Annotated in this window: 24 protein-coding genes and 1 pseudogene; 21 read left to right on the top strand and 4 right to left on the bottom strand. The window is 37.3% G+C overall.

The window, feature by feature from the left end:
- Positions 1–245: 245 nt before the first annotated feature.
- Positions 246–1400 (top strand): N-acetylglucosamine-6-phosphate deacetylase, encoded by a 1155-nt coding sequence (nagA, locus tag ACQV2T_RS06285; RefSeq protein ID WP_428873847.1) that lies wholly within the window; start codon positions 246–248, stop codon positions 1398–1400.
- Positions 1401–1441: 41 nt separating this feature from the next.
- On the opposite strand, the gene ACQV2T_RS06280 is transcribed toward nagA, so the two are convergent.
- The 4 genes and pseudogenes from ACQV2T_RS06280 to ACQV2T_RS06265 form a co-directional block, all read right to left on the bottom strand.
- Complete coding sequence (locus ACQV2T_RS06280; RefSeq protein ID WP_428873848.1) at positions 1442–2227, bottom strand: ABC transporter permease; 786 nt, start codon at positions 2225–2227, stop codon at positions 1442–1444.
- Positions 2227–2888: pseudogene (locus ACQV2T_RS06275) on the bottom strand (ABC transporter ATP-binding protein). The gene ACQV2T_RS06280 and the pseudogene ACQV2T_RS06275 overlap by 1 nt, the downstream one beginning before the upstream one ends.
- 100 nt (positions 2889–2988) lie before the next feature.
- Complete coding sequence (locus tag ACQV2T_RS06270; protein WP_428882092.1) at positions 2989–3657, bottom strand: type 1 glutamine amidotransferase; 669 nt, start codon at positions 3655–3657, stop codon at positions 2989–2991.
- A gap of 13 nt (positions 3658–3670) precedes the next feature.
- A complete protein-coding gene (locus tag ACQV2T_RS06265; protein WP_428876000.1) occupies positions 3671–5011 on the bottom strand; it encodes a MurT ligase domain-containing protein in 1341 nt (446 codons plus the stop codon).
- Between the two features lie 195 nt (positions 5012–5206).
- Here ACQV2T_RS06265 and ACQV2T_RS06260 point away from each other — a divergent pair, with 195 nt between their 5' ends.
- From ACQV2T_RS06260 to murD, 20 genes are all read left to right on the top strand, one after another.
- Complete coding sequence (locus ACQV2T_RS06260) at positions 5207–5785, top strand: thymidine kinase (RefSeq protein WP_428873852.1); 579 nt, start codon at positions 5207–5209, stop codon at positions 5783–5785.
- A gap of 35 nt (positions 5786–5820) precedes the next feature.
- Positions 5821–6900, top strand: coding sequence for a peptide chain release factor 1 (gene prfA, locus ACQV2T_RS06255; protein WP_428882093.1), 1080 nt, complete (start codon positions 5821–5823; stop codon positions 6898–6900).
- Positions 6884–7771 carry a peptide chain release factor N(5)-glutamine methyltransferase gene (prmC, locus tag ACQV2T_RS06250; RefSeq protein WP_428893367.1) on the top strand — a complete coding sequence of 296 codons (888 nt, stop codon included), beginning with the start codon at positions 6884–6886 and terminating at the stop codon, positions 7769–7771. The genes prfA and prmC overlap by 17 nt, the downstream gene beginning before the upstream one ends.
- Entirely contained in the window at positions 7752–8777 is a 1026-nt protein-coding gene (locus tag ACQV2T_RS06245) for an L-threonylcarbamoyladenylate synthase (RefSeq protein ID WP_428893366.1), read from the top strand. The genes prmC and ACQV2T_RS06245 overlap by 20 nt, the downstream gene beginning before the upstream one ends.
- Positions 8778–8824: 47 nt before the next feature.
- Positions 8825–10051 carry a serine hydroxymethyltransferase gene (glyA, locus tag ACQV2T_RS06240; protein ID WP_428873856.1) on the top strand — a complete coding sequence of 409 codons (1227 nt, stop codon included), beginning with the start codon at positions 8825–8827 and terminating at the stop codon, positions 10049–10051.
- 26 nt (positions 10052–10077) lie between these two features.
- Positions 10078–10716, top strand: a complete 639-nt coding sequence (upp, locus tag ACQV2T_RS06235; protein WP_428873857.1) for a uracil phosphoribosyltransferase — start codon at positions 10078–10080, stop codon at positions 10714–10716.
- 60 nt (positions 10717–10776) lie between these two features.
- Positions 10777–12018: a hydroxymethylglutaryl-CoA reductase, degradative gene (locus tag ACQV2T_RS06230; RefSeq protein WP_428891847.1), complete on the top strand. Its 1242-nt coding sequence runs from the start codon at positions 10777–10779 to the stop codon at positions 12016–12018.
- Between the two features lie 41 nt (positions 12019–12059).
- Positions 12060–13295 carry a hydroxymethylglutaryl-CoA synthase gene (locus ACQV2T_RS06225; RefSeq protein ID WP_428893365.1) on the top strand — a complete coding sequence of 412 codons (1236 nt, stop codon included), beginning with the start codon at positions 12060–12062 and terminating at the stop codon, positions 13293–13295.
- Between the two features lie 154 nt (positions 13296–13449).
- The gene (locus tag ACQV2T_RS06220) at positions 13450–13683 is read left to right on the top strand and encodes a DUF1146 family protein (protein WP_428892780.1); all 234 of its coding nucleotides are present in this window, start codon (positions 13450–13452) and stop codon (positions 13681–13683) included.
- 62 nt (positions 13684–13745) lie between these two features.
- Positions 13746–15059 (top strand): UDP-N-acetylglucosamine 1-carboxyvinyltransferase, encoded by a 1314-nt coding sequence (gene murA, locus ACQV2T_RS06215; protein ID WP_428882098.1) that lies wholly within the window; start codon positions 13746–13748, stop codon positions 15057–15059.
- 25 nt (positions 15060–15084) lie between these two features.
- Entirely contained in the window at positions 15085–16149 is a 1065-nt protein-coding gene (locus ACQV2T_RS06210) for a rod shape-determining protein (protein WP_428873861.1), read from the top strand.
- Positions 16150–16164: 15 nt separating this feature from the next.
- The gene (locus ACQV2T_RS06205; RefSeq protein WP_428873862.1) at positions 16165–16368 is read left to right on the top strand and encodes a DNA-directed RNA polymerase subunit beta; all 204 of its coding nucleotides are present in this window, start codon (positions 16165–16167) and stop codon (positions 16366–16368) included.
- A 40-nt stretch (positions 16369–16408) separates the two neighbouring features.
- Positions 16409–16789, top strand: coding sequence for a hypothetical protein (locus ACQV2T_RS06200; protein WP_428874972.1), 381 nt, complete (start codon positions 16409–16411; stop codon positions 16787–16789).
- A 173-nt stretch (positions 16790–16962) separates the two neighbouring features.
- Positions 16963–17388 (top strand): division/cell wall cluster transcriptional repressor MraZ, encoded by a 426-nt coding sequence (gene mraZ / locus ACQV2T_RS06195; protein WP_428873897.1) that lies wholly within the window; start codon positions 16963–16965, stop codon positions 17386–17388.
- A 17-nt stretch (positions 17389–17405) separates the two neighbouring features.
- Positions 17406–18350: a 16S rRNA (cytosine(1402)-N(4))-methyltransferase RsmH gene (gene rsmH, locus ACQV2T_RS06190; protein ID WP_428873864.1), complete on the top strand. Its 945-nt coding sequence runs from the start codon at positions 17406–17408 to the stop codon at positions 18348–18350.
- 20 nt (positions 18351–18370) lie between these two features.
- A complete protein-coding gene (locus tag ACQV2T_RS06185; RefSeq protein ID WP_428873865.1) occupies positions 18371–18814 on the top strand; it encodes a hypothetical protein in 444 nt (147 codons plus the stop codon).
- Positions 18807–20504 carry a peptidoglycan D,D-transpeptidase FtsI family protein gene (locus ACQV2T_RS06180; RefSeq protein ID WP_428873866.1) on the top strand — a complete coding sequence of 566 codons (1698 nt, stop codon included), beginning with the start codon at positions 18807–18809 and terminating at the stop codon, positions 20502–20504. The genes ACQV2T_RS06185 and ACQV2T_RS06180 overlap by 8 nt, the downstream gene beginning before the upstream one ends.
- Before the next feature lie 15 nt (positions 20505–20519).
- On the top strand, positions 20520–22028 hold the full coding sequence (locus ACQV2T_RS06175) for a UDP-N-acetylmuramoyl-L-alanyl-D-glutamate--2,6-diaminopimelate ligase (RefSeq protein WP_428873867.1): 1509 nt from the start codon (positions 20520–20522) through the stop codon (positions 22026–22028).
- Complete coding sequence (gene mraY, locus ACQV2T_RS06170) at positions 22016–22975, top strand: phospho-N-acetylmuramoyl-pentapeptide-transferase (protein ID WP_428873868.1); 960 nt, start codon at positions 22016–22018, stop codon at positions 22973–22975. Before ACQV2T_RS06175 ends, mraY begins: the two co-directional genes overlap by 13 nt.
- A gap of 32 nt (positions 22976–23007) precedes the next feature.
- Positions 23008–24366 (top strand): UDP-N-acetylmuramoyl-L-alanine--D-glutamate ligase, encoded by a 1359-nt coding sequence (gene murD / locus ACQV2T_RS06165; RefSeq protein ID WP_428873869.1) that lies wholly within the window; start codon positions 23008–23010, stop codon positions 24364–24366.
- Positions 24367–24369: the final 3 nt, after the last annotated feature.

The following is a 24369-nucleotide window of genomic DNA, read 5'->3' as shown; positions in this document are numbered from 1 at the left end:
AAAAAATAGAGTTGAGGCCTTCGGCCATCAACCCTATAAATTATAGAACCTGATTGAAAGGCTTCATATACCTACTGATAAATGGCACTTCGATCATAGAGTGTATCATCTAAGTCAAAACCTATTGCTTTAATCAATTTTAAACTCCTATATAAACTTATCTATCTCATCACAGCATAGTTATTAGCAAAATTATTCTATAATTTTCAAAAACAAGTATAATATGTAGTAAGAGGAGTGATGGTATGAGTAAATACTATAAAGCAAAGCAAATTATATTAGATAGTTCAGTAGTTGAGGAAGCCTTTCTTGAAGTAACAGATGAGGGTAAGTTTGGCGAAATTGTGAGTGATTTGCCAGCAAATGTTGAGCGAATAAAAGATTATGAGAATCTGATAATTGCTCCTGGTTTAGTGGATACACATATCCACGGCTATCAAGGTTACGATATTATGGATAATGATCCTGAAGGTCTGCGCCATATTTCTGACCAATTATTGACTTGCGGAGTGACCTCCTTTTTGCCAACAACTTTAACCGATTCGATTGAGCGTTTAAATGCAGTATGTTCGATGATCAAAACAAATTATCAAACCTGTCAGGGAGCTAAAGTCCGAGGAATCTTTTTAGAAGGACCTTTCTTTACAGAAAAATATAAAGGGGCACAAAATCCCAAATACATGAGTGATCCCTCGATTGATGCATTAAGTGAATGGATAAAATTGTCAGGGGGTTTAGTCAATAAAATTGCAATTGCACCAGAACGTCAAGGAGTCATTCCATTTATTGAATATGCCAAAGCCCAAGGAGTCCATACTGCACTTGCCCATTCAGATGCTAGTTATGATCAAGCAAAAGCTGCAGTAGAGGCAGGTGCTGATATTTTTATTCATTTATACAATGGTATGTCAGGTTTGCACCATCGCAATCCTGGTATGGTTGGCGCGGCACTTAGCTTGAAAGATGTTTTTGCTGAAATCATAGCCGACGGCCACCATGTTCACCCAGCTGCTATTGAAATTGCACTTAAAGCTAGAGGACTAGAAGAGACAGTTTTAATTACAGATTGTATGCGAGCCGGTGGCATGGGAGAAGGCATCTCCCGTTTAGGTGAGTTTGATGTAATGGTAAGCGAAGGAACAGCGCGATTAGTTGAAGGAGGAAGCCTCGCGGGCTCTATTCTAGAACTGATACAAGGCGTTCAAAACATGATTAAATGGGAACTAGCAACAGTCGACCAAGCAATTCGGATGGCGAGTCTAAATCCAGCGCGTTCTGTCGGAATTCAAGCTGAATGTGGCTCAATAAGAAAAGATATAGCAGCTGATTTTATTGTTCTTAATCAAAATGCTGACTTACAAGCAACCTACTTAGATGGCCAATTAAGATATCGAGTATAGAATAATCCCCAAGAAACCCCTCTTGGGGATTTTATTTTACTTTATTTTTTATCATTTTCTGGCATGAAGGTTAATTGATAGCGATCATTGAAAAAAGTACGAATAGCTAAATGAGCGGAAGTTGCTGAGACCAGTGAAGTGGTACCTAATAAAGTAAAGGAGATCATCATTTGATACATAATTGCCTTGGTTGGATCGACACCGGCAAAAATTAAACCCGACATCATACCCGGCAAGGTGACAACTCCTGTAGTTTTCACGCTATCGATGGTTGGCTGAATACCAGATTTAACGGCCAGTTTTTTAATATGCGTGCTAGCTTGCTGTGGACTTGCTCCTAAGGCTAGCATTTCTAGAAATGCCTGTCTATGATCTTCAAAAAGCTGTTTCAAATTTCTATAGGTTAAACCGAGAGCCGTCATGGCCGTCCCAGAAATCATCCCTGTGATTGGAACCACTTGGGAAGGGGTAAATTTTAGAGAACCAGATAAGACTAATATTGCTAAACTAGTGAGTGATCCAATTCCGATTGCTGATAAAGAAATGGCGAAGGCTTTATTTATTCCTTTACCGTGCTTAGAAGCATTCCAAGCGGCATTGAAAATAATAACCGCAACCATGGCTACAGTAAGCAAAGCGTTATCGATAGAGAAGACTTGTTCTAAGACATAGCCTACAATTAATAATTGTAAAATAACTCTTACTATGGCAATCAATAAATCTTTCCAAAGGTCCAGTTGTTCTTTATATGAAATATAAAAGGTTATTAAAACAAGGGAAAAAGAAAGGGCTAAAGTAAGCGGACTAACTTGAAGATTCTGAGTCATTATTCTTCCTCGCTTTCATCGATATTTTTCGATATATAAACTTCGCGATTAGCAAGCTGGTGGTCCTTGTCTAAATGACTAATTAAAAGAGTAGTAATTCCTTCTTTGTCAATATAGTTGAGTAGCCAACGCCATAGTATTTCTCTGGTTCTTTGATCAAGAGCAGAGGTAATTTCATCTAATAATAAAATTTCCGGCGGAAAAATTAAATTTCGAATAAGAGCAACCCGTTGTTTTTCTCCTCCAGATAAACTATTAATTTCTTTGCTTAAATAATCGCTTGAAAGTTCTACTTCTTGCAATAATTGAACAATACGATCTTTATCAGCGGGTAAATCGCGAATTTCATAAGGGAAGGACAAATTATCCCATACATCTCGACCAAACAATTGAGCTGTTTGGAAGCAGTAGGAAATTTTTTGTCTCAGTTCAATGGGTGGATACTGGTCAATTTCTTTCTCTTCAAAAAAATAGATCCTGATCGGCTTAGGTTAGGGGCATTTAAGTAAACAATTTCTTTTAAGAGGGTTGATTTTCCTGATCCAGAAGGGCCATTGATAGAAACAAAATCCCCTTTTTCAATCTTAAAAGACAAGTCAGAAATAATTGTTTTCTTTGAACTTTGAATAGTAAGATCTTTGACTGCAAGAATATTTGACATAATATACTCCTTTTTAGAATCATTATCATTTATTTTAACATGAGGGTGACTCTTATTAAAGCTAACTAGAAAAAAGTTGAAGCCTTTGGCTTTAATTGCCTTAGGCTTCAACTTTAGGAGTCTGTTGATTAGAAAGAGCTAAATCAATTAACTCATCAGTCAACCAATCGTTTTTAACTAATAAGGGACCGTGAAAATAACTGCCAAAAGTATTGCGGTAATGGGTCCCTTCAGTTTGGTCTTTACCATTATTCCCATATCCTTGAATGACTTTTCCGAAAGCTTTTTGATTTTTTCCTAAATGAGTCACACCATTGTGGTTCTCGAACCCGATGAGTTCGCGCTTAAAATAGTCAGAATAGATTTTGGTATCACCGGTAAAGCGGTGGTTAATTTGTCTTTCAGTAAAATGGTCAAGAATACCAAGTCCCGGTAATTTTTCTCCTTTAGCATTAACATAATAATGACCTAAGAGTTGATAACCACCACAAATTGCTAGAACGACACCATCTTTTTCAATGAATTCTTGCAAACCAGGTCGGATGGATTGGATCTGTTTAGCAATTACCTTTTGCTCGTAATCTTGTCCACCACCAAAAAAGACTAAATCATAGGCAGTAGGATCAAAAGGGTCATCAATTGTTACCACTTCAGTTAATACATCCATCCCTCTTTTTTGGGCATGGTATTGAAGCATCAGTAAATTTCCATTATCACCATATGTATTAAGTAAATTACCATATAAGTGACAAATTCTAAAAGTTCTCATTCACTTCTTCCTCTCAATGATTTAGATAGCCCTGCTTTTTTAGTTCTTCTCTTAATTGAAGCATGGCAGTATAAGTTGCTAAAACATGAATGTTTTCTGTGTTGGCTTGCTCAATCAGCTGGAAAATTTCTTCTATTGAGTGAGCTTTTTTAATTTGATTTTCATCAATTCCCGCAACAATAATTCGCTTGGTCAAATCATCTACTTTATCACCAGCGGTGATGACTTCAGCGACTGGCATGGTCTTTAATCGTTCATAATTACCGTCCCAAATCCATGAAACATCTGTCCCATCAGCATATTGATTATTTAGAATATTGACTAAAGTGAAGGGTTGATGATCAAAAGTAATCAGTTCTAGTACTTGATCTAAACCAACCGGATTTTTCACCAAATTAAGTAGAACCTTTTTGTCTTTTATTTGAATACTTTCTTGTCGACCAAATACTTTCTTAGCTTTTTCAAAAGCTTGTCGAATCTCACTATCATCTAACCCTAACTCTCTAGTCAATGAATAAGCGGCTAAAGCATTATAAATATTATACTTACCAGCAACTGGTAAAGTGAAGGACTGGCCATTAATCGAAAATTGGGAGTGGGTAAGCGCCAGCTCATTAATTTGATCGACGGTATAAGTTAATTTGGGACGTTTAAAACCACAATGTTCGCAATAATATTTACCTAAATTAGCATAAGTAATCATTTTATAGGTTAGGATATGATCGCATATTGGGCAAAGTAAACCATCGGTATTATGATGCGGAACAATCCGTTCATCCTTTTGATGATCAAAACCAAAGAAAATTTTCTCATTTTCTATTTCTAATGAATTAAACATTGGTAGATCGCCGTTGGCAATAATTTTGGCTGTAGGCACACTTTTAGCAGCATTTTTTAATAAATCAAAAATAGTATGAAGCTCACCAAAACGATCCAACTGGTCGCGGAAAATATTTGTAAAAACAAAATACTCCGGTTGGATGGCTTTAACCACATGGCTTAAAGAGCCTTCATCGACTTCTAAAATGGCTATTCCTTTTTGGCCATCTTTTAAGCGAGGGGCTTGTAAAAACGTAGTTACTATTCCTTGATGCATATTTGATCCAGAGGGATTGGTAATGACTAAGGGCTCTACTTCTTTTAAAATTTCAACAATTAAAGAGGTTGTTAGCGTTTTTCCGTTTGTGCCAGTAACAACCACAACTTGATAATTGTTGGCTAATTCTTTTAAGAGATCGGGTTCTATAGTAAGGGCAATTTTTCCAGGTAAGGAGGACCCTCCTTGAGTGAATTTAGTTAATAAATAACGGCTTGTCTTTCCAATAATACGAGCGATTTGGCTACGTAATGGCATGCTACCACCTCAACTTTTCATAATATACAAGTAATATTATTCTATCAGTCCTCAAGTAAATTTGGAAGAAAGAATCTCTTTTGACAAGTGATAGGATGTGATAGAATAGAATAGTGTGTGAAGGATTGACTTTCTAAATAAAAATAACCTATTATGAATAGGTTGAATTAAACTACAGACAAGAGGAGCATGGTAATGGCTAAGTTTTATTTTAAATATGGAGCAATGAATTCAGGTAAATCAATAGAAATTATTAAAGTTGCTCATAACTATGAAGAACAAAACAAAGCTGTGCAAATCTATACTTCAGCAATAGATAACCGTGACGGGGTAGGGATTGTTTCTTCACGAACAGGTTTCAATCGACAAGCTATTCCGATTTCTGATGAGGATAACTTTTATGAAAAGATTAAGGCTTCTCACCAAAAAGACCGCCTTTTTTGTGTCTTGGTTGATGAGGCACAATTCTTAAAGAAACACCATATCATTGAATTAGCTAAGGTTGTCGATGAGTTAAATATTCCGGTCATGGCCTTTGGTTTGAAAAATGATTTTACCAATGAACTATTTGAAGGGTCAAAATATTTGCTCCTTTATGCTGATAAAATCGAAGAAATTAAAACAATTTGTTGGTTCTGTCATAAAAAAGCCACTATGAATTTAAGGTTTCTTGATGGTCAACCAGTTTATGAAGGAGACCAAATTCAAATAGGGGGCAATGAAGCTTATTTACCTGTTTGTCGTAAATGTTATAAAAACCCTGGAAAAATTTAAAAAAAGACTTTAATAAGTAGATTGAGGAGAATGTCATGTTTGAACAATTAGATCAATTAATCTTCCGTTTTGAGGAAGTAATCGAAATGATGAGTGATCCAGAAATTATATCTGATTCGGATCGATTAAGAAAGTTATCGATTGAGGAATCCGATTTAAGGCCCAAGGTAGCTAAAATTCGTCGTTATAAACAAGTCAATGAAGAACTATCAGATACAGAAGAAATGTTAGCGGGCGATTTAGACCCTGATATGGCAGAATTAGCCAAGTTAGAACTTTCTGATTTGAAGGAAGAAAAAGATCAATTAGAAGAAGAAATTAAATTGATGATGTTGCCAGAAGATCCTAATGATGGCAAAAACATTATCATGGAAATTCGAGGAGCAGCCGGTGGGGATGAAGCACAACTATTTGCAGGGGATCTTTTAACCATGTACTCCAAGTTTGCTGAAGCCCAGGGCTGGAAAGTCGAACTAATGTCAGCCAATATTACAGGCATTGGAGGATACAAAGAAGTAACCTTAATGATTACAGGCGAAAAAGTTTACTCCAAACTAAAATTCGAAAACGGTGCACATAGAGTGCAACGTGTACCAGAAACCGAATCGCAAGGTCGGGTTCATACATCCACTGCTACAGTAGTGGTAATGCCTGAACAAGAGGAAATCGATTTTGATTTAGATGAAAATGATATCCGTGTGGATATTTATCATGCTTCTGGTGCTGGTGGACAGCACGTTAACAAGACAGCTTCAGCTGTTCGAATGACCCATATCCCAACAGGAGTTGTGGTAGCTATGCAAGATGAGCGATCACAATTAAAAAATAGAGAAAAAGCCATGAAAGTATTAAGAACACGTGTTTACGATATTCTGCAGTCTGAAAAGCAAGAAGCTTTTGATTCTGAAAGAAAGTTGGCAGTAGGTACTGGAGACCGATCTGAACGAATTCGCACATATAATTATCCACAAAACCGTGTGACCGACCATCGGATTGGCTTAACCATTCAGCAACTCGATTCTATTATGCAGGGCAATATCGATGAAATCATTGATGCCCTTGTTGTATATGACCAAACGCAAAAGTTGGAGGAGCTCAATGGTCAAGGAGCATAAAGAACTAACTTTAAATGAAGCCCTCCAAAAGGCTTCATTTTTTTTGAATCAACACGGCCACGATGCAAATTTGGCGCGCTATTATTGGATGCAGTTGTTTGATTGGGATTTAAGTCAGACCGTCAAGTTTTTAAATCAACCGATTTCACAAGGTCTAGCCAGCCAATTTGATTCTGCTCTCCACCGGATAGTAAATGATGAACCGATACAGTATATTAGCGGCTACACTTATTTTATGGACCACAAATATCAGGTAAGTCCGGCTTGCTTGATCCCACGAGAAGAAACGGCTGGTTTAGTTGAAAAAGCGCTGGCTTATATGCGTCAGCTGCCTCCAGGCAAAGTAATCGATTTAGGAACCGGTTCAGGCATAATTGCTATTGAATTAAAGAAAGCTTTACCAACTTGGGAAGTATATGCTAGTGATTTCTCACAAGCAACCCTTCAACTAGCTACGAAAAATGCTAATGACCATCAAGTGAATATTCAATTTGTCCATTCAGACTTGATGCAAGCCTTTAAGCCAGATTTTCAATTTGATGTATTCGTTTCTAATCCGCCATATATTGCTCAAAGTGAGTTGGATTTAATGGATGCTTCTGTAAAAAAATATGAACCACAATCCGCCTTGTTTGCGGAAGATGAAGGTTTAGCCATTTATAAAGCTTTAGCTAAGCAATTACCTTCACACTTAAAACCAAGAGCCGGTGTTTTTTTGGAAATAGGTTTTGCCCAAGGTCTGGCTGTTAAGACGATATTGCAAGACGCTTTTCCAGCGGCTTTTATTCAAATTGGACGTGATTTTGCGGGTAAAGATCGATATGTATCTTTGATGCGAGAGGAGGATTTAAATGAAGACTCTAATTTTTGATAAGCAAAGCTTGCCTCAAGCAGCAGAACTACTAAAAAAGGGGGAATTAATCGCTTTTCCAACCGAAACGGTTTATGGATTAGGGGCTATTGCCACAAATCCAGCAGCTGTGGCAAAAGTCTTTAAAGCAAAGGGCCGTCCTAATGACAACCCCTTAATCGTGCATGTTGCCAATCAAGATCAAGTTGAAGAACTAGTGAATGAAATCTCCCCCATCGCTCAATCATTGATGGATAGTTTCTGGCCGGGACCTTTAACGATTATTTTTCCACTTAAAAAAGGCAAAGTAGCTGATAACGTGACTGGCGGTAAGCAAAGTGTAGCTATTCGGATGCCTAATCAGTCTCTCACCTTAGAATTAATTGACTTAGTGGGAACCCCACTAGTAGGTCCGTCAGCAAATCTATCTGGCAAACCAAGTCCGACGAGCTTGGCGCATGTACTACATGATTTTAGAGGTGTAATTGCTGGAATTCTAAATAATGGCCAAGCTTTAACGGATGTGGGTATTGAGTCGACAGTTGTCTATCCCCATGAGGATAGAGTGGATGTCTTACGACCAGGCCATATCACGCCTAGTCAGATTCAAGCTAAAACAGCCTGTCCTGTTCAGATTGTTTCTGAAAAAATGCAATTGGCTAACTTAAATGTAGCTTCCCCAGGAGTCAAATATCGTCATTATAGTCCCAAACAACCGGTTTACCTGATAGCATTTCCGAGAAAAATAGAAGAATGGGTTGAATTAGTCAATAAAGAATCGATGAAGATAGGCATTTTGGCTGATAATGCTATTATTGATGGTTTGAAAGAACGGCCCCAGGTTGTCGATAGTTATTCATTGGGTCAACCGAATGACTGGCAGAGCGCTTCACAACATTTATTTTCTGGACTTAGGGCTCTAGAAAAAGGTCCGGCAGAGAAAATTTATGTTCAAGGATTAGAAAATGATGAGAAAACACTTGCTTTCATGAATAGGGTTACGAAAGCGTCGTCATTTATGTTATAATTAAACTACAACTAAATGTTGTAACTATTTTTTTGGAGGGTGTATATATGTCAAATATTAATGCAGAAGTTTTTGAGGTAATTGAAAAAGAACGCCAACGTCAAACGCATGGTATCGAATTAATTGCTTCAGAAAACTTTGTATCTGAAGATGTTATGAAGGTTCAAGGGTCAATCCTAACCAATAAATATGCTGAAGGATATCCAGGACGTCGTTATTATGGTGGGTGTGAATACGTAGACATCCTAGAACAATTAGCAATTGATCGTGCCAAAGAATTATTTGGCGCAACTTATGTTAACGTTCAACCTCACTCAGGTTCTTCAGCTAACTTAGCTGTTTACCGCGCCTTCTTAGAACCAGGAGATAAAGTATTAGGTATGGACTTATCTCAAGGTGGGCACTTGACTCACGGTTCACCAGTTAACTTCTCTGGTCAATCATATCATATGTTAGCTTATGGTCTTGATGAAAATGAACAGCTAGACTATGACACTTTAGAAAAAATTGCGCGTGAAGAGAAGCCAAAAATGATTATTGCGGGTGCTTCTGCTTACTCACGTACAATCGACTTTGAAAGATTTGCAAAGATTGCTAAAGAAGTTGGCGCTATTTTAATGGTTGATATGGCGCATATCGCTGGTTTAGTAGCGGCTGGTTTACATCCAAATCCACTTCCTTACGCGGATGTAGTTACAACTACTACTCACAAGACTTTAAGAGGTCCTCGTGGTGGCATGATCTTAACTGCTAAAGAAGAATATGGTAAGAAATTAAACTCTGCTATCTTCCCAGGAATCCAAGGAGGACCTTTAGAGCACGTTATTGCAGCTAAAGCAGTTGCTTTTGGTGAAGCTTTACAACCTGAATTTAAAGAGTATGCACAACAAGTTATTAAGAATGCTGCTGCTATGGCAGAAGTATTTAACGAGAGTGGCTTACGCGTTATCTCAGGTGGTACAGATAACCACTTAATGTTATTAGACTTAACAAGCTTTGATGTTTCTGGTAAGTGGGCACAAAACCGTTTAGAAGAAGTTGCAATCACTGTTAATAAGAACTCTATTCCAAATGACCAACGTTCATTTGTTGAAACATCAGGTATCCGTGTGGGAACACCAGCAATTACTTCAAGAGGTATTAAAGAAGATCAAGCACGTGAAATTGCTGAAATTATTGTTAAGGCTCTTAAAGCCGAAGAGTCTGAACTTGCTGAACTACGTAAGCAAGCAGAAGCAATTGTAGCTGACAAGCCTCTTAACGCTTATCACTAAGATACTTTAGATTAGGAGGAAAAAGAATGGCAAAATTTACGGTAGTTGATCATCCCTTAATTCAACATAAACTAACCATTATTCGCGATAAGAACGCTTCAACTAAAGTGTTTCGTGAAGTAACCAATGAGATTGCTATGTTGATGGCTTATGAAATCACACGCGACCTACCGCTTGAAGAAGTTGAAATTGAAACACCACTAGCTGTTACTAAGCAAAAACAAATTGCTGGTAAGAAAATGGCTATTGTTCCAATTCTTCGTGCAGGATTAGGTATGGTAGACGGAATTTTATCTTTGGTCCCCGCTGCTCGCGTGGGTCACATTGGTTTGTATCGTGAGCATGATACATTAGAGATTGTTGAATATTTTGCTAAGCTTCCTCTTGATATTAAAGATCGCCAAGTATTTGTAGTCGATCCAATGTTAGCTACAGGAGGATCTGCCATTTCGGCTCTTAAACAATTAACTGAGAAATATGGCGTTGATAAGCAGCACATTACATTCGTATGTTTAGTGGCTGCTCCTGAAGGAGTGAAGGCTTTGCAAGAAGCTTTTCCAACTGTTGATATCTTCACAGCTGCCTTGGATGAGCGCTTAAATGAGAATTCCTATATTCTACCAGGACTTGGTGATGCTGGTGACCGTATCTTCGGGACTAAATAATTTTTAAATTACTTGCACAGGTAGATTTTTCTACCTGTGTTTTTTTATGAGGAGCATTTAATGACACTTAAGAAATTTTACCGTCAATCATTACAGGAAAGACGTTTAAATATTTCCCCTTATTTAGAAAATAAGATGGATTTTCCTATATTAGATGAAAAAAGAGCCAATCAGATGATTGAAAACTATCTCTACACTTATGGCCTTCCAATGGGGATATTACCGACTATTCAAGTGAACAAAAAGGACTACATAGTTCCGATGGTAACAGAAGAACCATCGGTAATAGCTGCGGCATCCAATGGCGCCAAACATTTGGGTAATATTAAAGCGCATTTAGACCGTAAAACAATTAAAGGACAAATTGTTTTAACTGATTGGACAGAAGCTGAAGCGAAACAAGCTCTTAACAAGCATAAAGAGGGGTGGTTGAGCTTTGCTAAAAAAGTAGCTTATCGGATGGTAGAAAGAGGAGGGGGACCTTTAGATATTGAGTATTCGGCTTATCGTAGCAATCAGACGCTCTACCATTCCTATTATCTACTATTTGACCCTTGTGAAGCTATGGGAGCCAACTCTTTAAATACCGTTTTGGAAGCATTAGCCTTTGAGATAAAAAAAGATATTGGTGGCAAGGTTTTAATGGCAATTCTTTCAAATTACAATCCACAAAATTTTGTTAAGGTGGAAGCGACTCTTTCTATTGAGCGTATAGATATAAATTTAGATAGAGCCCATCCTATTGCCCAAAAAATTGCTATGGCTAGTGACTATGCCCAATTGGATCCTTACCGTGCCACAACTCATAATAAAGGGATTATGAATGGAGTGGATGCGGTTTTGATTGCTACAGGAAATGATTGGCGTGCGGTAGAAGCGAGTGTTCATGCCTTTGCATGTAAAGAAGGAAAATATCGAGGTTTAAGTCAGTGGTTTTATGATTCTAAGAAGGCTGAATTGAGCGGACATATGGACATTCCTCTTCCAGTCGCTACGGTGGGGGGGACCTTATCCATTCATCCAATGGCAAAGTGGTCTTTAAATTTAATGGGAAATCCTAATGCTTTAGAGTTAGCTCAAGTTGTTGCTTCTGTCGGTTTAGCCCAAAACTTTGCAGCCTTAAAAGCCATCGTATCCGAAGGTATACAAAAGGGTCATATGGGATTGCAGGCTCGTAGCTTAGCGATACAAGTGGGAGCCAAAGCCGATGAAATCGACCTATTAGTTAAATTGTTAAAAGTAAGAGAAAGCTTTAACTCTCAGATTGCAAGGGATTTACTAGACAAAATGAGAAATTCGTAAGATAATGTCTATTATGATTGAAAAAACTGAGGAGGGAATTAATGAAAACAAAAGTTGGAATCGACCGTATTCATTTTTATATACCACCCCAATATGTAGACATGGAGGAATTAGCTCAAGCAAGAGATATTGATCCAGCAAAATTTACAATTGGAATCGGCCAAAGTCAAATGGCTGTCACGGATTACAAACAAGATATTGTTACATTGGCCATTAATGCAGCGTTACCAATTATTTCAAAAGAAGATCGGGACTTAATTGACCAAGTGATTGTAGCTACTGAATCGTCTTTTGATTATTCTAAAGCAGCTTCAATATATTTGCACCAAGCATTAAAGATTAACCGTTTTGCACGCTCCTATGAAATCAAAGAGGCATGTTATGCAGGAACGGCAGCTTTACAAGCGGCTGTTGACTATGTGCGCTTAAGACCCGAAAGAAAGGTGTTAGTCGTTACAACCGATATTGCTCGATATGGTCTAGCGTCTTCTGGAGAAGCGACTCAAGGAGCAGGAGCAGTGGCTATGTTAATAACTGCTGATCCAGCGATTTTAGCTATTGAAGAAGAAAGCATTGCTTATACTGACAATCAATTTGATTTTTGGCGACCACAATACGACATATATCCACGTGTAGACGGTAAGTTTTCTACCAATCTATATAATCAGACCTTTTTGAATATTATGGAAGAAGTATGTAAGCGTAAACCGGATTTTTGGGATGCTTATCAAGTACAATTGTTCCATTTACCATTTACCAAAATGGGTCGTAAGGCGATTAAAAACTATCGTCAGTATTTAAATGATTCAACAAATACACTCAAAGATGTAGATCAGAAGTTGAAGGCTTTAGACCGTTTTGACAAACATTACGATCACGCTGTTCAATATTCAAGACATATTGGCAACATTTATACTGGCTCGCTTTATCTAGGCTTAATTTCACTTTTAGTTCATGATCAAAGTCTTAAAAAAGGCGATAAGATTTCCCTATTTTCTTATGGTTCAGGTGCGGTTGCTGAATGTTTTTTTGGAGCATTACAGCCAGGTTTTAGAGAGGCTATACTCTTGAATGAAATTGAAGCAATGTTCCAGAAACGTCGAAAGTTAAGCATTGAGGAATATGAAAAGCTATACTTAGAAGCCATTGAGCCTAGTGACGAAATAATTGAATTTGATCCAAGTGTTCATGAAGGAGAGTTTTATTTGGCTAAGATTGATAACCATCGACGTTATTATCTACAAAATGCTAGTCATCAAAATGACTTTAAAAAGTAATAAATAGATTTCATACTGTCAAAGATTAGCAGGATAGCTTTTTTATTGTGAAAAGTTAAGCCCTATTTCTTTTTGATAGTATTTTTGCTTTATAGTCATTTTACTTACTTCTTATTTATGCTATGATGATTACGAACATGAAAGGGTGATTTAAATGTATGCAATTATAAATGGTATGGCAGTACTGTTTTTTCGCATTTTCTTTGTCATCCTAGCCTATATGGCTCTGTCAAAAGTTAATTGGAGGAGTGTTTTACAGCCTCAACACCAAGCAATGGACCGATACCTATGTATTTTATGTAGTATTGGCTTGGGCTATTTGACAAGTTCGTTTTTTATAACAATCATTGAAACCTTACGTCTACTATTGATGTCAGCGTTTCTCTAATCATGTGTATAAGTCTCTCGCCTACTCCAAAGCGATAGTCTTCAAAAGGGGATTCATTTAAAATGGAAGAAATTATTGTACAAGGTGGCAACCGTTTGGAGGGTACAGTCAAGGTTGAAGGTGCTAAGAATGCAGTTTTACCAATTCTGGCAGCTTCTATTTTGGCGTCGAAAGGAATTACACGACTAAGTAATGTGCCTGTTTTATCAGACGTTTTAACAATGAACGAATTGCTAAAGAATATTGACCTAGAGACTAAATTCAATCAAGCGAATAATCAGATGACGCTCGATGCGACAGGTCGGGTTAAAACTATGGCGGACTATGACTTTGTTAGTAAAATGCGCGCTTCGATCGTTGTAATGGGACCAATGTTAGCACGTTTTGGTCATGCGCGTGTGGCCATGCCAGGCGGTTGTGCAATCGGTACACGTCCCATTGATTTGCACCTAAAAGGATTTGAAGCATTAGGAGCTACTATTGAAAATGCAGCAGGATATGTTGAAGCAAAAGCAGACCAGTTAATCGGAGCCAATATTTACCTGGATTTCCCTTCGGTGGGAGCCACTGAAAATATTATGATGGCTGCTGTTTTAGCTAAAGGCGAAACAGTGATTGAAAATGTTGCTAGAGAACCAGAGATTGTTGACTTAGCTAACTTTTTAAATAAAATGGGTGCTAAAGTTTCAGGTGCTGGAACGGAGACAATACGTATCGAAGGTGTTTCAGAACTTTTGGCTACGGACTATGAAGTTATGCCAGATCGTATCGAAGCCGGTACTTTTATGGTAGCGGCTGCTGTGACTAATGGAGATGTCATGATTGAAGGAGCGATTGCTCATCACAACAAACCGCTAATTAGTAAGTTGCAAGAAATGGGCGTTGTTTTTGAACTGTTTGATTCTTCGCTAAGGGTAATTGGTCCCAAGGTTTTGAAACCCACAGACATTAAAACCATGCCTTATCCAGGCTTTCCAACGGATATGCAGGCACAAATGTCGATTGCTCAATTATTAGCTAAGGGAGACTCAGCACTTTCTGAAACCGTTTTTGAAAATCGATTCATGCACTTTGAAGAATTGCGTCGAATGAGCGCTGATTTCAAAATTGAACGCCAAACAGTTGTAATGTACGGACCTGCAGAATTATCAGGTGCCCAGGTTAAAGCGACAGACCTTCGTGCGGCAGCTGCTCTTATTATTGCAGGACTTACTGCTAAAGGATTGACAAGGGTTTCTGAGTTGAAATATCTTGATCGTGGTTATTACCTCTTCCATGAAAAGCTAGCTCGCTTAGGAGCAAACATCGAACGTGTTAATATCCAGCCAATTCCATCCATTCAAAATAAACCAGCTGTAAAAGCTGTGTTTGCTTAATTATCATCCAGAAAGGATGAGTATAATGGCTAGAGATATAGGTATTGATTTAGGAACAACCAATGTATTAATCCATCTTAAAGGCCGAGGAATCATTTTAAATGAGCCCGCAGTGATTGCTGTAGATCAATCGACTCAAGAAGTAATGGCAGTGGGACGAGAAGCTTATGAAATGCGGGGTAGAGTGCCAAAGTCTCTTGAAGTTATACAACCTTTAAAAGGTGGAGTGGTATCAGACTATGACTTAACCGAAGCCATGCTTCTTCACTTTTTCAAGCGCGCACACATTCGACGTGGCTTGAGAAAGGCAAATGTTTTAATTTCAACGCCAACCAATGTAAGTGAAATCGAACAACTTTCACTATTCGAGGCAGTTCAAAAAGTTACTTCGGGTAGGGTTCGAGTAGAAGTTGAACCGATGGTAGCGGCTATCGGTTCGGGCCTAGATGTTTTATCAGCCAAAGGAAGTATGATTGTAGATATTGGTGGAGGAACGACGGATATAGCAATTATTGCTTCAGGTGAAATTCTTCACGCAGAATCGATTAAGATAGCTGGTGATGACTTTGATGAAGCAATTATCCAGTATTTTAAGGACCATTACCAACTACTCATTGGGATCCAATCAGCTGAGAGGATAAAAATGCAACTTGCCTGTGCTAAAAAGGTGGATGGAAGAGATGTTCATAACCAAGAGTTAAAGGGGCGCGATCTTGTTACAGGATTACCAAAAGCGATTAATGTTGACTCTAACGATTTACATCGGGCATTAAAAGATTTATTAGATCAAATAGTGAGAACAATACGCAGAGTGATTGAACAAGCTTCTCCAGAAATAATCGCAGATATCCATGATCAAGGACTGGTTATTACAGGCGGGGGCGCGATGATCCAAGATCTAGATTTGTTAATCACTGAGCAGATAAAAGTCTCAGCTATTCCTTCTGACCAACCCATGAATGCAGTAGCATTAGGAACTGGTATAATGATGGATTGGGTCGAATCCGGTTTAATTGATCCAAACAAAAATAATAAAAAACCAAGTAAGCCAAATTTCTTTATGAGATTGTGGCAATCCATTTGGAAATAAACTAGGGGTGAATAAATGGAAGAGAAGTTAAAATATTTAGAATATCCACTATTTAAACAAGTTATGAAAGGGATCTTCAAAGTTTTTTTCTTTATCATCCTTTTAATTATTGTCTTTGGAATGGGTTTAGTTATCGGTTACGCTGTTTTAGGAGACGGAAATTATTGGGAAGTATTTAATCAAGATACTTGGTTGCATTTATTGACATTTATTGAATAATATTAAAAGGAAATATTCATTAGAGGAAAGAAGGGATACTTTGCAGACAAGTGATTTTTCTGTATTTGAGTTATTGCTTTATATCATTCCTCTAACTATGATTTTTTTAATTAAAAAATATGGGAGACCTTATTTAACCTATTTTAAAAATTGGCCTATAACATTAGCCATTTGTTTATTACCCACTTTATTGGTTTTAATTTACGGTTTTGGCTGGCTAATTTTTGGTTTTAATGTGCTACCATTTATTATTTTATTTTCTTCTTTTGCAATCGGTGTTCAATTACATAAGTATATACAAGAAATCGACCATTTCTATTTTAAGCAATTTTATTTGCCTGCAAGTGAATTACTTTTTTATTTCTTGGTTTTTTATTTAGTGGGAATGATTATTTTAAGATGGTGGACGATTTTTTTCTAATTACCCCACCACTTTTTTAATAGCTTTAAATGATCATAATATCAAGCTTTAACAGGTTTTGCTTTCTAGCAAAACCTGTTTTTTTATTCAATTTTGTCTATAAGGTGGTGAAAAGTGGGAGTATGTGGTAAAATTAATCTAACTTAGGAGAGGAGTGTGAACAAGTCGTGTTAATGGGAGAATATCAACATAATATCGATTCCAAAGGCCGCTTGATCATGCCTGCTAAGTTTCGTCCAGAACTAGGTTCGACTTTTATAGTAACTAGAGGTCTGGATGGCTGTTTATTTGGCTACCCCATGAATGCATGGGAAACAATTGAAGAAAAATTAAAACAATTACCTCTAGCTAAAAAAGACGCACGTAAGTTTACTCGTTTTTTCTATTCGGCTGCCACCGAAGTAGAAATCGATAAGCAAGGACGGATAAATTTACCAAAAAATCTTATAGAGTTCGCTAAGATTGATAAGGAATGTCGTGTGATTGGCGTATCAGACCGTATCGAGATTTGGAGCAGTGAGCTTTGGGAAGATTTTGCAGAGGATGCTGAGGAAAATTTTGAAAATATTGCAGAAGAAATGATTGATTTTGGATTTTAAAATAACGAGGTGACAATATGTCCTTTGAGCACGAAACAGTTTTACTAAAGGAAACAATTGATGGTTTAGAAGTGAATCCCAATGGAATTTATGTTGATTGTACATTGGGTGGCGCTGGACATGCTCAATACTTATTAAGCCTTCTTTCAGACCGTGGAAAATTATTGGCATTTGACCAAGATCTTATGGCAATTAATAATGCTAAAGTAACTTTAAAAGAGCAATTATCCCAAGGAAAAATAACTTTTTTTGAAAGAAATTTTCGTGATTTAGAAGTCGCCTTATCGGAGCAATCAATTCACCTAATTGATGGGATTTACTATGATTTGGGAGTATCTTCACCACAATTAGATATTGCGGAAAGAGGGTTCTCCTATCATCAAGAAGCAAGGCTAGATATGCGAATGGACCAAAGGCAAGAGCTCGATGCTTATGAAGTAGTAAATACTTGGGATTATAATGATTTGGTGCGTATTATCTTCCGGTATGGTGAAGAAAAATTTGCTAAAAGAATTGCAAGAAATATTGAACAAAGTCGTAAAAAACAAGCAATTGAAACAACTACTCAATTAGCAGAGATTATTAAAGAAGCGATTCCTGCCGCGACACGTCGGACCGGTGGACATCCAGCTAAGCGAGCTTTTCAAGCCATTCGAATAGCTGTTAACGATGAGCTTGGCGCAGTCGAAAGTTCAATTGAACAGGGGTTAAAACTGTTAAAAGTAGGTGGCAGGATGGCAGTTATTACCTTCCATTCCTTAGAAGATCGATTGGTTAAACAAATGTTTAAGCAAGTATCCACCTTACCAGAAACACCTAGAAATTTACCTGTTTTAAGTAATCAACAAGCAGATTATCGAATAGTTAATCGAAAACCGATACTACCTTCAAAAGAAGAGTTAAAGAATAACAATCGTTCAAGATCAGCAAAATTAAGAATTATTGAAAGAATTAGTATGTAGTATTGAGGAGGATAGCGATTGTGACTGAAAGTTATCAAAGAAGAAATTATTATAATAAAGACCAAGCCCAATCGCTAGTCGGTCAATCTACTAATACGTTTGATGGCTCAGCAGTCCGAAAGATTGAAGAGTGGGAACCTTCCCATCAATCTGATTGGTTTGATAATGAAGATAGGAGATCAAAAAGGCAAACGATTATAACGAATCGAAACTTAGCATTGCTAGGTATTTTTATAATGGTTAGCTGTTGCTTTGCGAGTCTTTATATTCATTGGCAAGTCAACCAGGTTAACCAAAGGATTCAAGAGATCCAGTTGGAAGAGGCTGAGCTTGTCAAAGAAACAGAAATGTTAATGGTCGAAAAGGCTGAAAACTTAAAGTATAAAAATATTGAGCTTGTAGCAGAAGCCAACGGTATGAAGGCAGAAATGGATCGCGTAAAGGATATCGATCAAAATGACTAATAATAATGCGAATAATAATCAAGGGATGAATTTGTTTTTTTTAGCTATCATTGTAATTTTAATCGGTTTAGTAATGATTGGTCGAATGGCACAAATAGCTTTATTCAAACAAGTAAATGGTGTTAATTTAACTAAACTAGAAATGCAAGTAGACAATAGAAGTAGTATTGCTAAAGCAAAAAGAGGCACAATTTATGATCAGTTTGGTCAGCCTATTGCAATGGATACTACTTCTTATTCTATGTACGCTGTTCTAGATGCTGATTGGGCAGAAGGTGAAACGGTTAAAGACATTGATTATACGGCGACCATTCTTGCTAAATATATCGATATGCCGAAAGAAAAAATATGGACGCAATTAAATAGTGATAATGTCAATCAAGTTGAGTTTGGCTCAGCTTCTAAAAACATATCAGCACAGACAAAATTAGCAATTGAAGCTGAAAACTTACCGGGAATCTTTTTCACTAGTCAGGTGAGCCGTTATTATTTCAATGACTACTTTGCCTCTCACTTAATAGGTTATGCAGAAGTTAATGAAAGTAACCAAGAAGGTTCTCAATCAAGTTTAGTTGGAGCCATGGGTATTGAAGCGGCATTTGATGATATATTATCGAGTGGGAAATCAAGCAAAAATTCAACTGACCTTCAATTGGCTAATGATATCTATTTAACTTTAGATAGTCGTATCCAAAATCAGACCGAGACTATTCTAGATAAGATTTTTAAGAAATATCAACCTGAGTCAATGGGGGCTTACTTGGTTGAATTAGAAACTGGTAAATTGTTAACCTCAGCTCAAAGACCTTCATTTAATCTAAATACCAGAGAAGGAATCGACTCTCTTTGGCAGAATTTGTTAGTTGAAACAGCTAACGAACCAGGATCAACTGTTAAGATTTTGACCATGGCTAAAGCAAAAGAAATGGGTGTTTATCAACCGGGAGAAACGTTCTTATCGGGTATGGTAAAAGTGTTTGATCGTGAAGTAAGAGACCATAACCAATTCGGTTGGGGACAAATTTCATTTGAAGATGGCTTCATTCGCTCTTCAAATGTGGCAATGGTCGAATTAGTGAATCGTATGGGAGACCAAGTTTGGACTGAAGAATTAAAAAAATTTGGTTTTGGCGTTAGCACAAATAGTAAACTAGCGAATGAAAATCCGGGTTCACTCGATTTCACTAACCCTACATCACGAATAATGTCTGGCTTTGGCCAAGCATTTTCAGCTACACCGATGCAACTTTTACAAGCTTATAGTGCGGTTGCTAACAAAGGGCAAATGATGAAAATTCAATATATTGATCATATTGATAAAAGCGGACAAAGCTATCAAAAACAAAACTTAGGGCAAGTTATTGAACCTGAAGTAACTTTCTATATTATTGACTTGATGACTAAAGCGGTTGAGGATCAAAATGGGACTTCAAGACCTTTTAAATCTGACATAGTCAGAGTGGCGGCAAAAACCGGAACGGCTCAAATTGCTAATGAAGAGGGAACAGGCTATCTAACGGGACAAAACGACTATTTTTATTCAGTCATCAGTTTCTTTCCTGCTGAAGAACCTAAATACATGTTATATTTATTTATTAAAAGGCCACAAAATGACTATGGTATTTATGGAACTCAGATGCTGTCCGAAGTTTTTCATCCAATGTTAGAGTCTATATTAATCAAGCAGTAGAGAGAAGGAAATGAAATGCGATTAAATAAACTAATATCAGTTTTAATTAACTACGAACTTTTAGGTGATTTAGATCTTAATAAAGAAATATACGATCTGACCAATGACAGTCGAAAGCTCACTGAAAATGCTGCCTTTATCGCTATAAAAGGTGAAAGGTTTGATGGCCATTCAGTAATTGATCAGCTGATGAAAGAAAACATTTCACTGATAGTAGCCGAAGAATTCTCTTCTAAACAAATAGAAAAGGCTTTGAATAAAAAAATAACGCTAGTCAAAGTCCCTTCAACTTATCGAGCGCAAGCAATATTATCTCATCAATTTTTCGGTCAACCATCTAGCCAGCTTCCTCTAGTAGCGGTTACTGGGACTAACGGAAAAACGACCACCACACATTTGATTTCTCAATTTTTAGAATTATTGAATCATAAGACAGGTGTGATAGGCACCCTGCATTACAAAATTGGCGAGCGTCTGCTTCCGGCTATTAATACAACGCCAGAAGCAGTTAGTTTACAAAAGTATTATAAGTCGATGGTCGAGGAGGGTTGCAGTGATATCATAATTGAGGCCTCTTCTCACGCTTTGTCCTTAGGCCGTCTTTGGTATACCGATGTGGACTGTGCAATTTTTACTAACCTAACTCGAGAACACTTGGATTTTCATAAAACTATGGACAATTATGCTTATGCTAAGAGTTTGCTCTTTGCACAATTGGGACAGAGTTTTCACCATCAAAAACCAAGACTAGCGATTATTAATCAAGATGATCCTTATGCAGATGTAATGAGTCGAGCTACTGGGGCGGTTGTAATTACTTATAGTATGAAAGATCCTCAGGCCACAGTTTATGTGGATGAGCTGACGACAGAAGCTTCAATACAAAAATTCAAGCTTCACTATCAAGCTAGAACTTATCCAGTTGCTTTATCGATGATTGGTGCTTATAATGTTATGAATTATTTAGCAGCCTTTTTGTGTCTGGTAGTTTATTATGGCTATTCAGCTGAACAAATAGTTGATTTGACACCTAGATTAAAAGGTATCACTGGAAGAATGCAAGTTATTGATAAGGGTCAAGATTATCGAGTGGTGATTGATTTTGCACATACACCAGATGCTTTAGAAAATGTCTTAAGTGAATTAAAAGAAACCTCAAACGGAAAATTAAGAGTAATGTTTGGGCATTCCGGAGGTAATAGAGATTCGGCTGCTCGACCTGATTTGGGCGATATTTTATTTAAGTGGGCGGATCATATTGTATTTACGGCAGATAATCCTCGAAATGAACCCATTAAAAAGATTGTTTCTGAAATGGTAAGAGATCATCAAGAAGTTCCTTATGATTTAATTGAAGATCGAAAAAAAGCCATTCATTATTTAGTAAATCATGCCGAAGCTAATGATACACTTCTTTTTGCTGGTAAGGGAGGAGAGGCTTATCAAGTAATTGGTGATGATTATATACCTTATGATGAGGTTGCGATTGTAGAAGAGGAGTTAGAAAACAAATGGAAAAGATGATGCAGTTATTAATGGCTTTTATTAGTTCAGGCCTCTTAACCCTGGCTTTAGTGCCCCTTTTTATCCGTTTATTCTTAAATAAGAAAATGGGACAAGCTATTCGGCAAGAAGGCCCTTCATGGCACCAAGTAAAAACAGGTACTCCCACTATGGGAGGAACGGTGTTTATTGCAGTATCTATAATGATTACTTTGATGTTTGGCTGGCTATTTAATCTACTAGATGCCAATCTCTTGATGATTGTGCTAACTTGGTTATTTTTTGGTGGCATTGGGTTTGCCGATGATTTTATATCTATTTTCACCGGTAAAAATGAAGGGCTAACTGCTAAACAAAAATTTCTATTACAGCTTTTATTTTCTGGTATCGTCGTTCTAGCGGGTTATGTTTTAGGTAAAAGATTTGTATTGCCTATTTTCTCTTTGGAAATTAACTATTTAATAGTTGTAATAGCTTTTGCCTTCTTTTGGATTACTGGTTTTTCCAATGCTGTTAACTTAACCGATGGATTAGACGGTTTAGCCACAGGGTTAAATATCATTGCCTATGGAGCCTACTTTATGTTGGCTATTCGCCTAGAGCAAGCATCCGTTGCTATGGCTTGCTTAATTGTTACAGCAAGCCTTTTATCTTTTTTAATATTTAATCGCAAACCTGCTCAAATTTTCATGGGAGATGTGGGTTCGCTAGCTTTAGGGGCAGGATTAGCAATTATTTCAATACTTTTAAACAACCCATGGTCCCTATTAATCATCGGCATGGTTTTTGTAATAGAAACTTTATCTGTTATCTTACAAGTTGCTTCTTTCAAGACCAGAGGAAAGCGGATCTTTAAGATGTCACCCATTCACCATCACTTTGAAATGATTGGCTGGTCTGAAGAGCTAGTCGTGCTTGTTTTTTGGACAGTAGGATTACTTGCTAGCTTACTCTATTTCATTTTATAATAGGCATAATAAGCGAGAAAGTGTGAAAACAAATGACAAACAAATACGCTGGCCAACATATTCTAGTTATGGGTTATGCCCTAACTGGCAAGAGTGTTGTGAATTACTTACAAAAAGAAAACGCAAAAATTACGCTCAATGACCGAGGGGACCTTTCTCAGGACCCGTCGGTTAATTTGCTATTAAAGTCAGGAGTTAGAGTAGTGGATAAGGGACACCCACTCGAAATATTAGAAGGAATTGACTTTATCGTTAAGACACCTGGGATACCTTATTCATTAGAGCTTATTCAAGAAGCTGAGCATCGTGGGATACCTATTTATACGGATGTTGAGCTAGCATATCGTGAAAGTCTAGCGCCTATTATCGGCATTACAGGCTCTAATGGAAAAACAACCACGACTCGCTTAGCCCACCATCTTCTAGAAGGTTCATGGAAAGGTAAAGTTGAATTAGCAGGAAACGTGGGCGTACCGTCAATTGAAGTGGCTCAAGAAGTAAATGAAACGGACTTAATCGTAATGGAACTATCTTCTTTCCAATTAATGGGTATCCATTCATTTCATCCACATATTGCGGTTTTTACCAATATTCATTCAGCACATTTAGATTACCACGGAACCAGGCAAGCCTATATTGCAGCAAAATTAAAACTGATTCAGCAAATGACCGAGAGAGATTATTTAATTTATAATGCCGATCAAGCTGAACTTGAAGAATGGTTGAAGCATTCTCCAGCGATAAAGGTTCCGTTTTCTCGTCACAAACAAGTAAAAGCGGGTGCCTATATTAAAAATCATTCTTTTTATTTTCGAGGTCAAGAAGTCGCTTTAATCGAGCAGTTTAATCTACCTGGCCAGCATAATTTAGAAAACGCGCTAGCCGCAATTGCTATTGCAAAAATTCAAGGGGTAGATAATACAGCTATTCAAGAAAAATTAGCAAACTTTACTGGTATTCGTCATCGTATCCAAGCTCTGGGTACAATCAAGGGGATTGAATTTTATAATGACTCCAAAGCAACCAATACGGCTGCAACCATTACAGCCCTTAAAAGTTTTGACCAAGACATCATTTATATTGGTGGGGGTCTAGATCGTGGAAATGATTTTCAGGACTTAATACCTTATTTAAACAAAGTGAAAGCAGCCTTTTTATACGGTGAATCGAGAGAAAAAATGGCAAAAGATTTTAGACAAGCTAAAATCGAAACAATCAATTTATTTGAAAATTTAGACCAAGCGAGTCAAGCAGCGTTTGCTTATGCTAAAGAAGGACAAATTGTTTTGTTTTCACCAGCATGTGCTTCTTGGGATCAATTTAAGAATTATGAAATTAGAGGTGATCGGTTTATCGAGCAGGTCGAGTCTTTTAAAAGTGCATCAAAATAAAGG

This window comes from Facklamia sp. P13069, from assembly GCF_050409405.1.
Classification (GTDB): Bacteria; Bacillota; Bacilli; order Lactobacillales; family Aerococcaceae; genus Facklamia.
Note: the sequence above shows the minus strand (reverse complement) of the source record. Positions and strands in the feature narration are given on the sequence as shown.

What these genes read in the sequence shown, in the direction of transcription:
- nagA (WP_428873847.1), top strand. Translation starts at nt 246, where the DNA reads ATGAGTAAATACTATAAAGCAAAGCAAATTATATTAGATAGTTCAGTA.
- ACQV2T_RS06280 (WP_428873848.1), bottom strand. Translation starts at nt 2,227, where the DNA reads ATGACTCAGAATCTTCAAGTTAGTCCGCTTACTTTAGCCCTTTCTTTT.
- ACQV2T_RS06270 (WP_428882092.1), bottom strand. Translation starts at nt 3,657, where the DNA reads ATGAGAACTTTTAGAATTTGTCACTTATATGGTAATTTACTTAATACA.
- ACQV2T_RS06265 (WP_428876000.1), bottom strand. Translation starts at nt 5,011, where the DNA reads ATGCCATTACGTAGCCAAATCGCTCGTATTATTGGAAAGACAAGCCGT.
- ACQV2T_RS06260 (WP_428873852.1), top strand. Translation starts at nt 5,207, where the DNA reads ATGGCTAAGTTTTATTTTAAATATGGAGCAATGAATTCAGGTAAATCA.
- prfA (WP_428882093.1), top strand. Translation starts at nt 5,821, where the DNA reads ATGTTTGAACAATTAGATCAATTAATCTTCCGTTTTGAGGAAGTAATC.
- prmC (WP_428893367.1), top strand. Translation starts at nt 6,884, where the DNA reads ATGGTCAAGGAGCATAAAGAACTAACTTTAAATGAAGCCCTCCAAAAG.
- ACQV2T_RS06245 (WP_428893366.1), top strand. Translation starts at nt 7,752, where the DNA reads ATGAAGACTCTAATTTTTGATAAGCAAAGCTTGCCTCAAGCAGCAGAA.
- glyA (WP_428873856.1), top strand. Translation starts at nt 8,825, where the DNA reads ATGTCAAATATTAATGCAGAAGTTTTTGAGGTAATTGAAAAAGAACGC.
- upp (WP_428873857.1), top strand. Translation starts at nt 10,078, where the DNA reads ATGGCAAAATTTACGGTAGTTGATCATCCCTTAATTCAACATAAACTA.
- ACQV2T_RS06230 (WP_428891847.1), top strand. Translation starts at nt 10,777, where the DNA reads ATGACACTTAAGAAATTTTACCGTCAATCATTACAGGAAAGACGTTTA.
- ACQV2T_RS06225 (WP_428893365.1), top strand. Translation starts at nt 12,060, where the DNA reads ATGAAAACAAAAGTTGGAATCGACCGTATTCATTTTTATATACCACCC.
- ACQV2T_RS06220 (WP_428892780.1), top strand. Translation starts at nt 13,450, where the DNA reads ATGTATGCAATTATAAATGGTATGGCAGTACTGTTTTTTCGCATTTTC.
- murA (WP_428882098.1), top strand. Translation starts at nt 13,746, where the DNA reads ATGGAAGAAATTATTGTACAAGGTGGCAACCGTTTGGAGGGTACAGTC.
- ACQV2T_RS06210 (WP_428873861.1), top strand. Translation starts at nt 15,085, where the DNA reads ATGGCTAGAGATATAGGTATTGATTTAGGAACAACCAATGTATTAATC.
- ACQV2T_RS06205 (WP_428873862.1), top strand. Translation starts at nt 16,165, where the DNA reads ATGGAAGAGAAGTTAAAATATTTAGAATATCCACTATTTAAACAAGTT.
- mraZ (WP_428873897.1), top strand. Translation starts at nt 16,963, where the DNA reads ATGGGAGAATATCAACATAATATCGATTCCAAAGGCCGCTTGATCATG.
- rsmH (WP_428873864.1), top strand. Translation starts at nt 17,406, where the DNA reads ATGTCCTTTGAGCACGAAACAGTTTTACTAAAGGAAACAATTGATGGT.
- ACQV2T_RS06180 (WP_428873866.1), top strand. Translation starts at nt 18,807, where the DNA reads ATGACTAATAATAATGCGAATAATAATCAAGGGATGAATTTGTTTTTT.
- ACQV2T_RS06175 (WP_428873867.1), top strand. Translation starts at nt 20,520, where the DNA reads ATGCGATTAAATAAACTAATATCAGTTTTAATTAACTACGAACTTTTA.
- mraY (WP_428873868.1), top strand. Translation starts at nt 22,016, where the DNA reads ATGGAAAAGATGATGCAGTTATTAATGGCTTTTATTAGTTCAGGCCTC.
- murD (WP_428873869.1), top strand. Translation starts at nt 23,008, where the DNA reads ATGACAAACAAATACGCTGGCCAACATATTCTAGTTATGGGTTATGCC.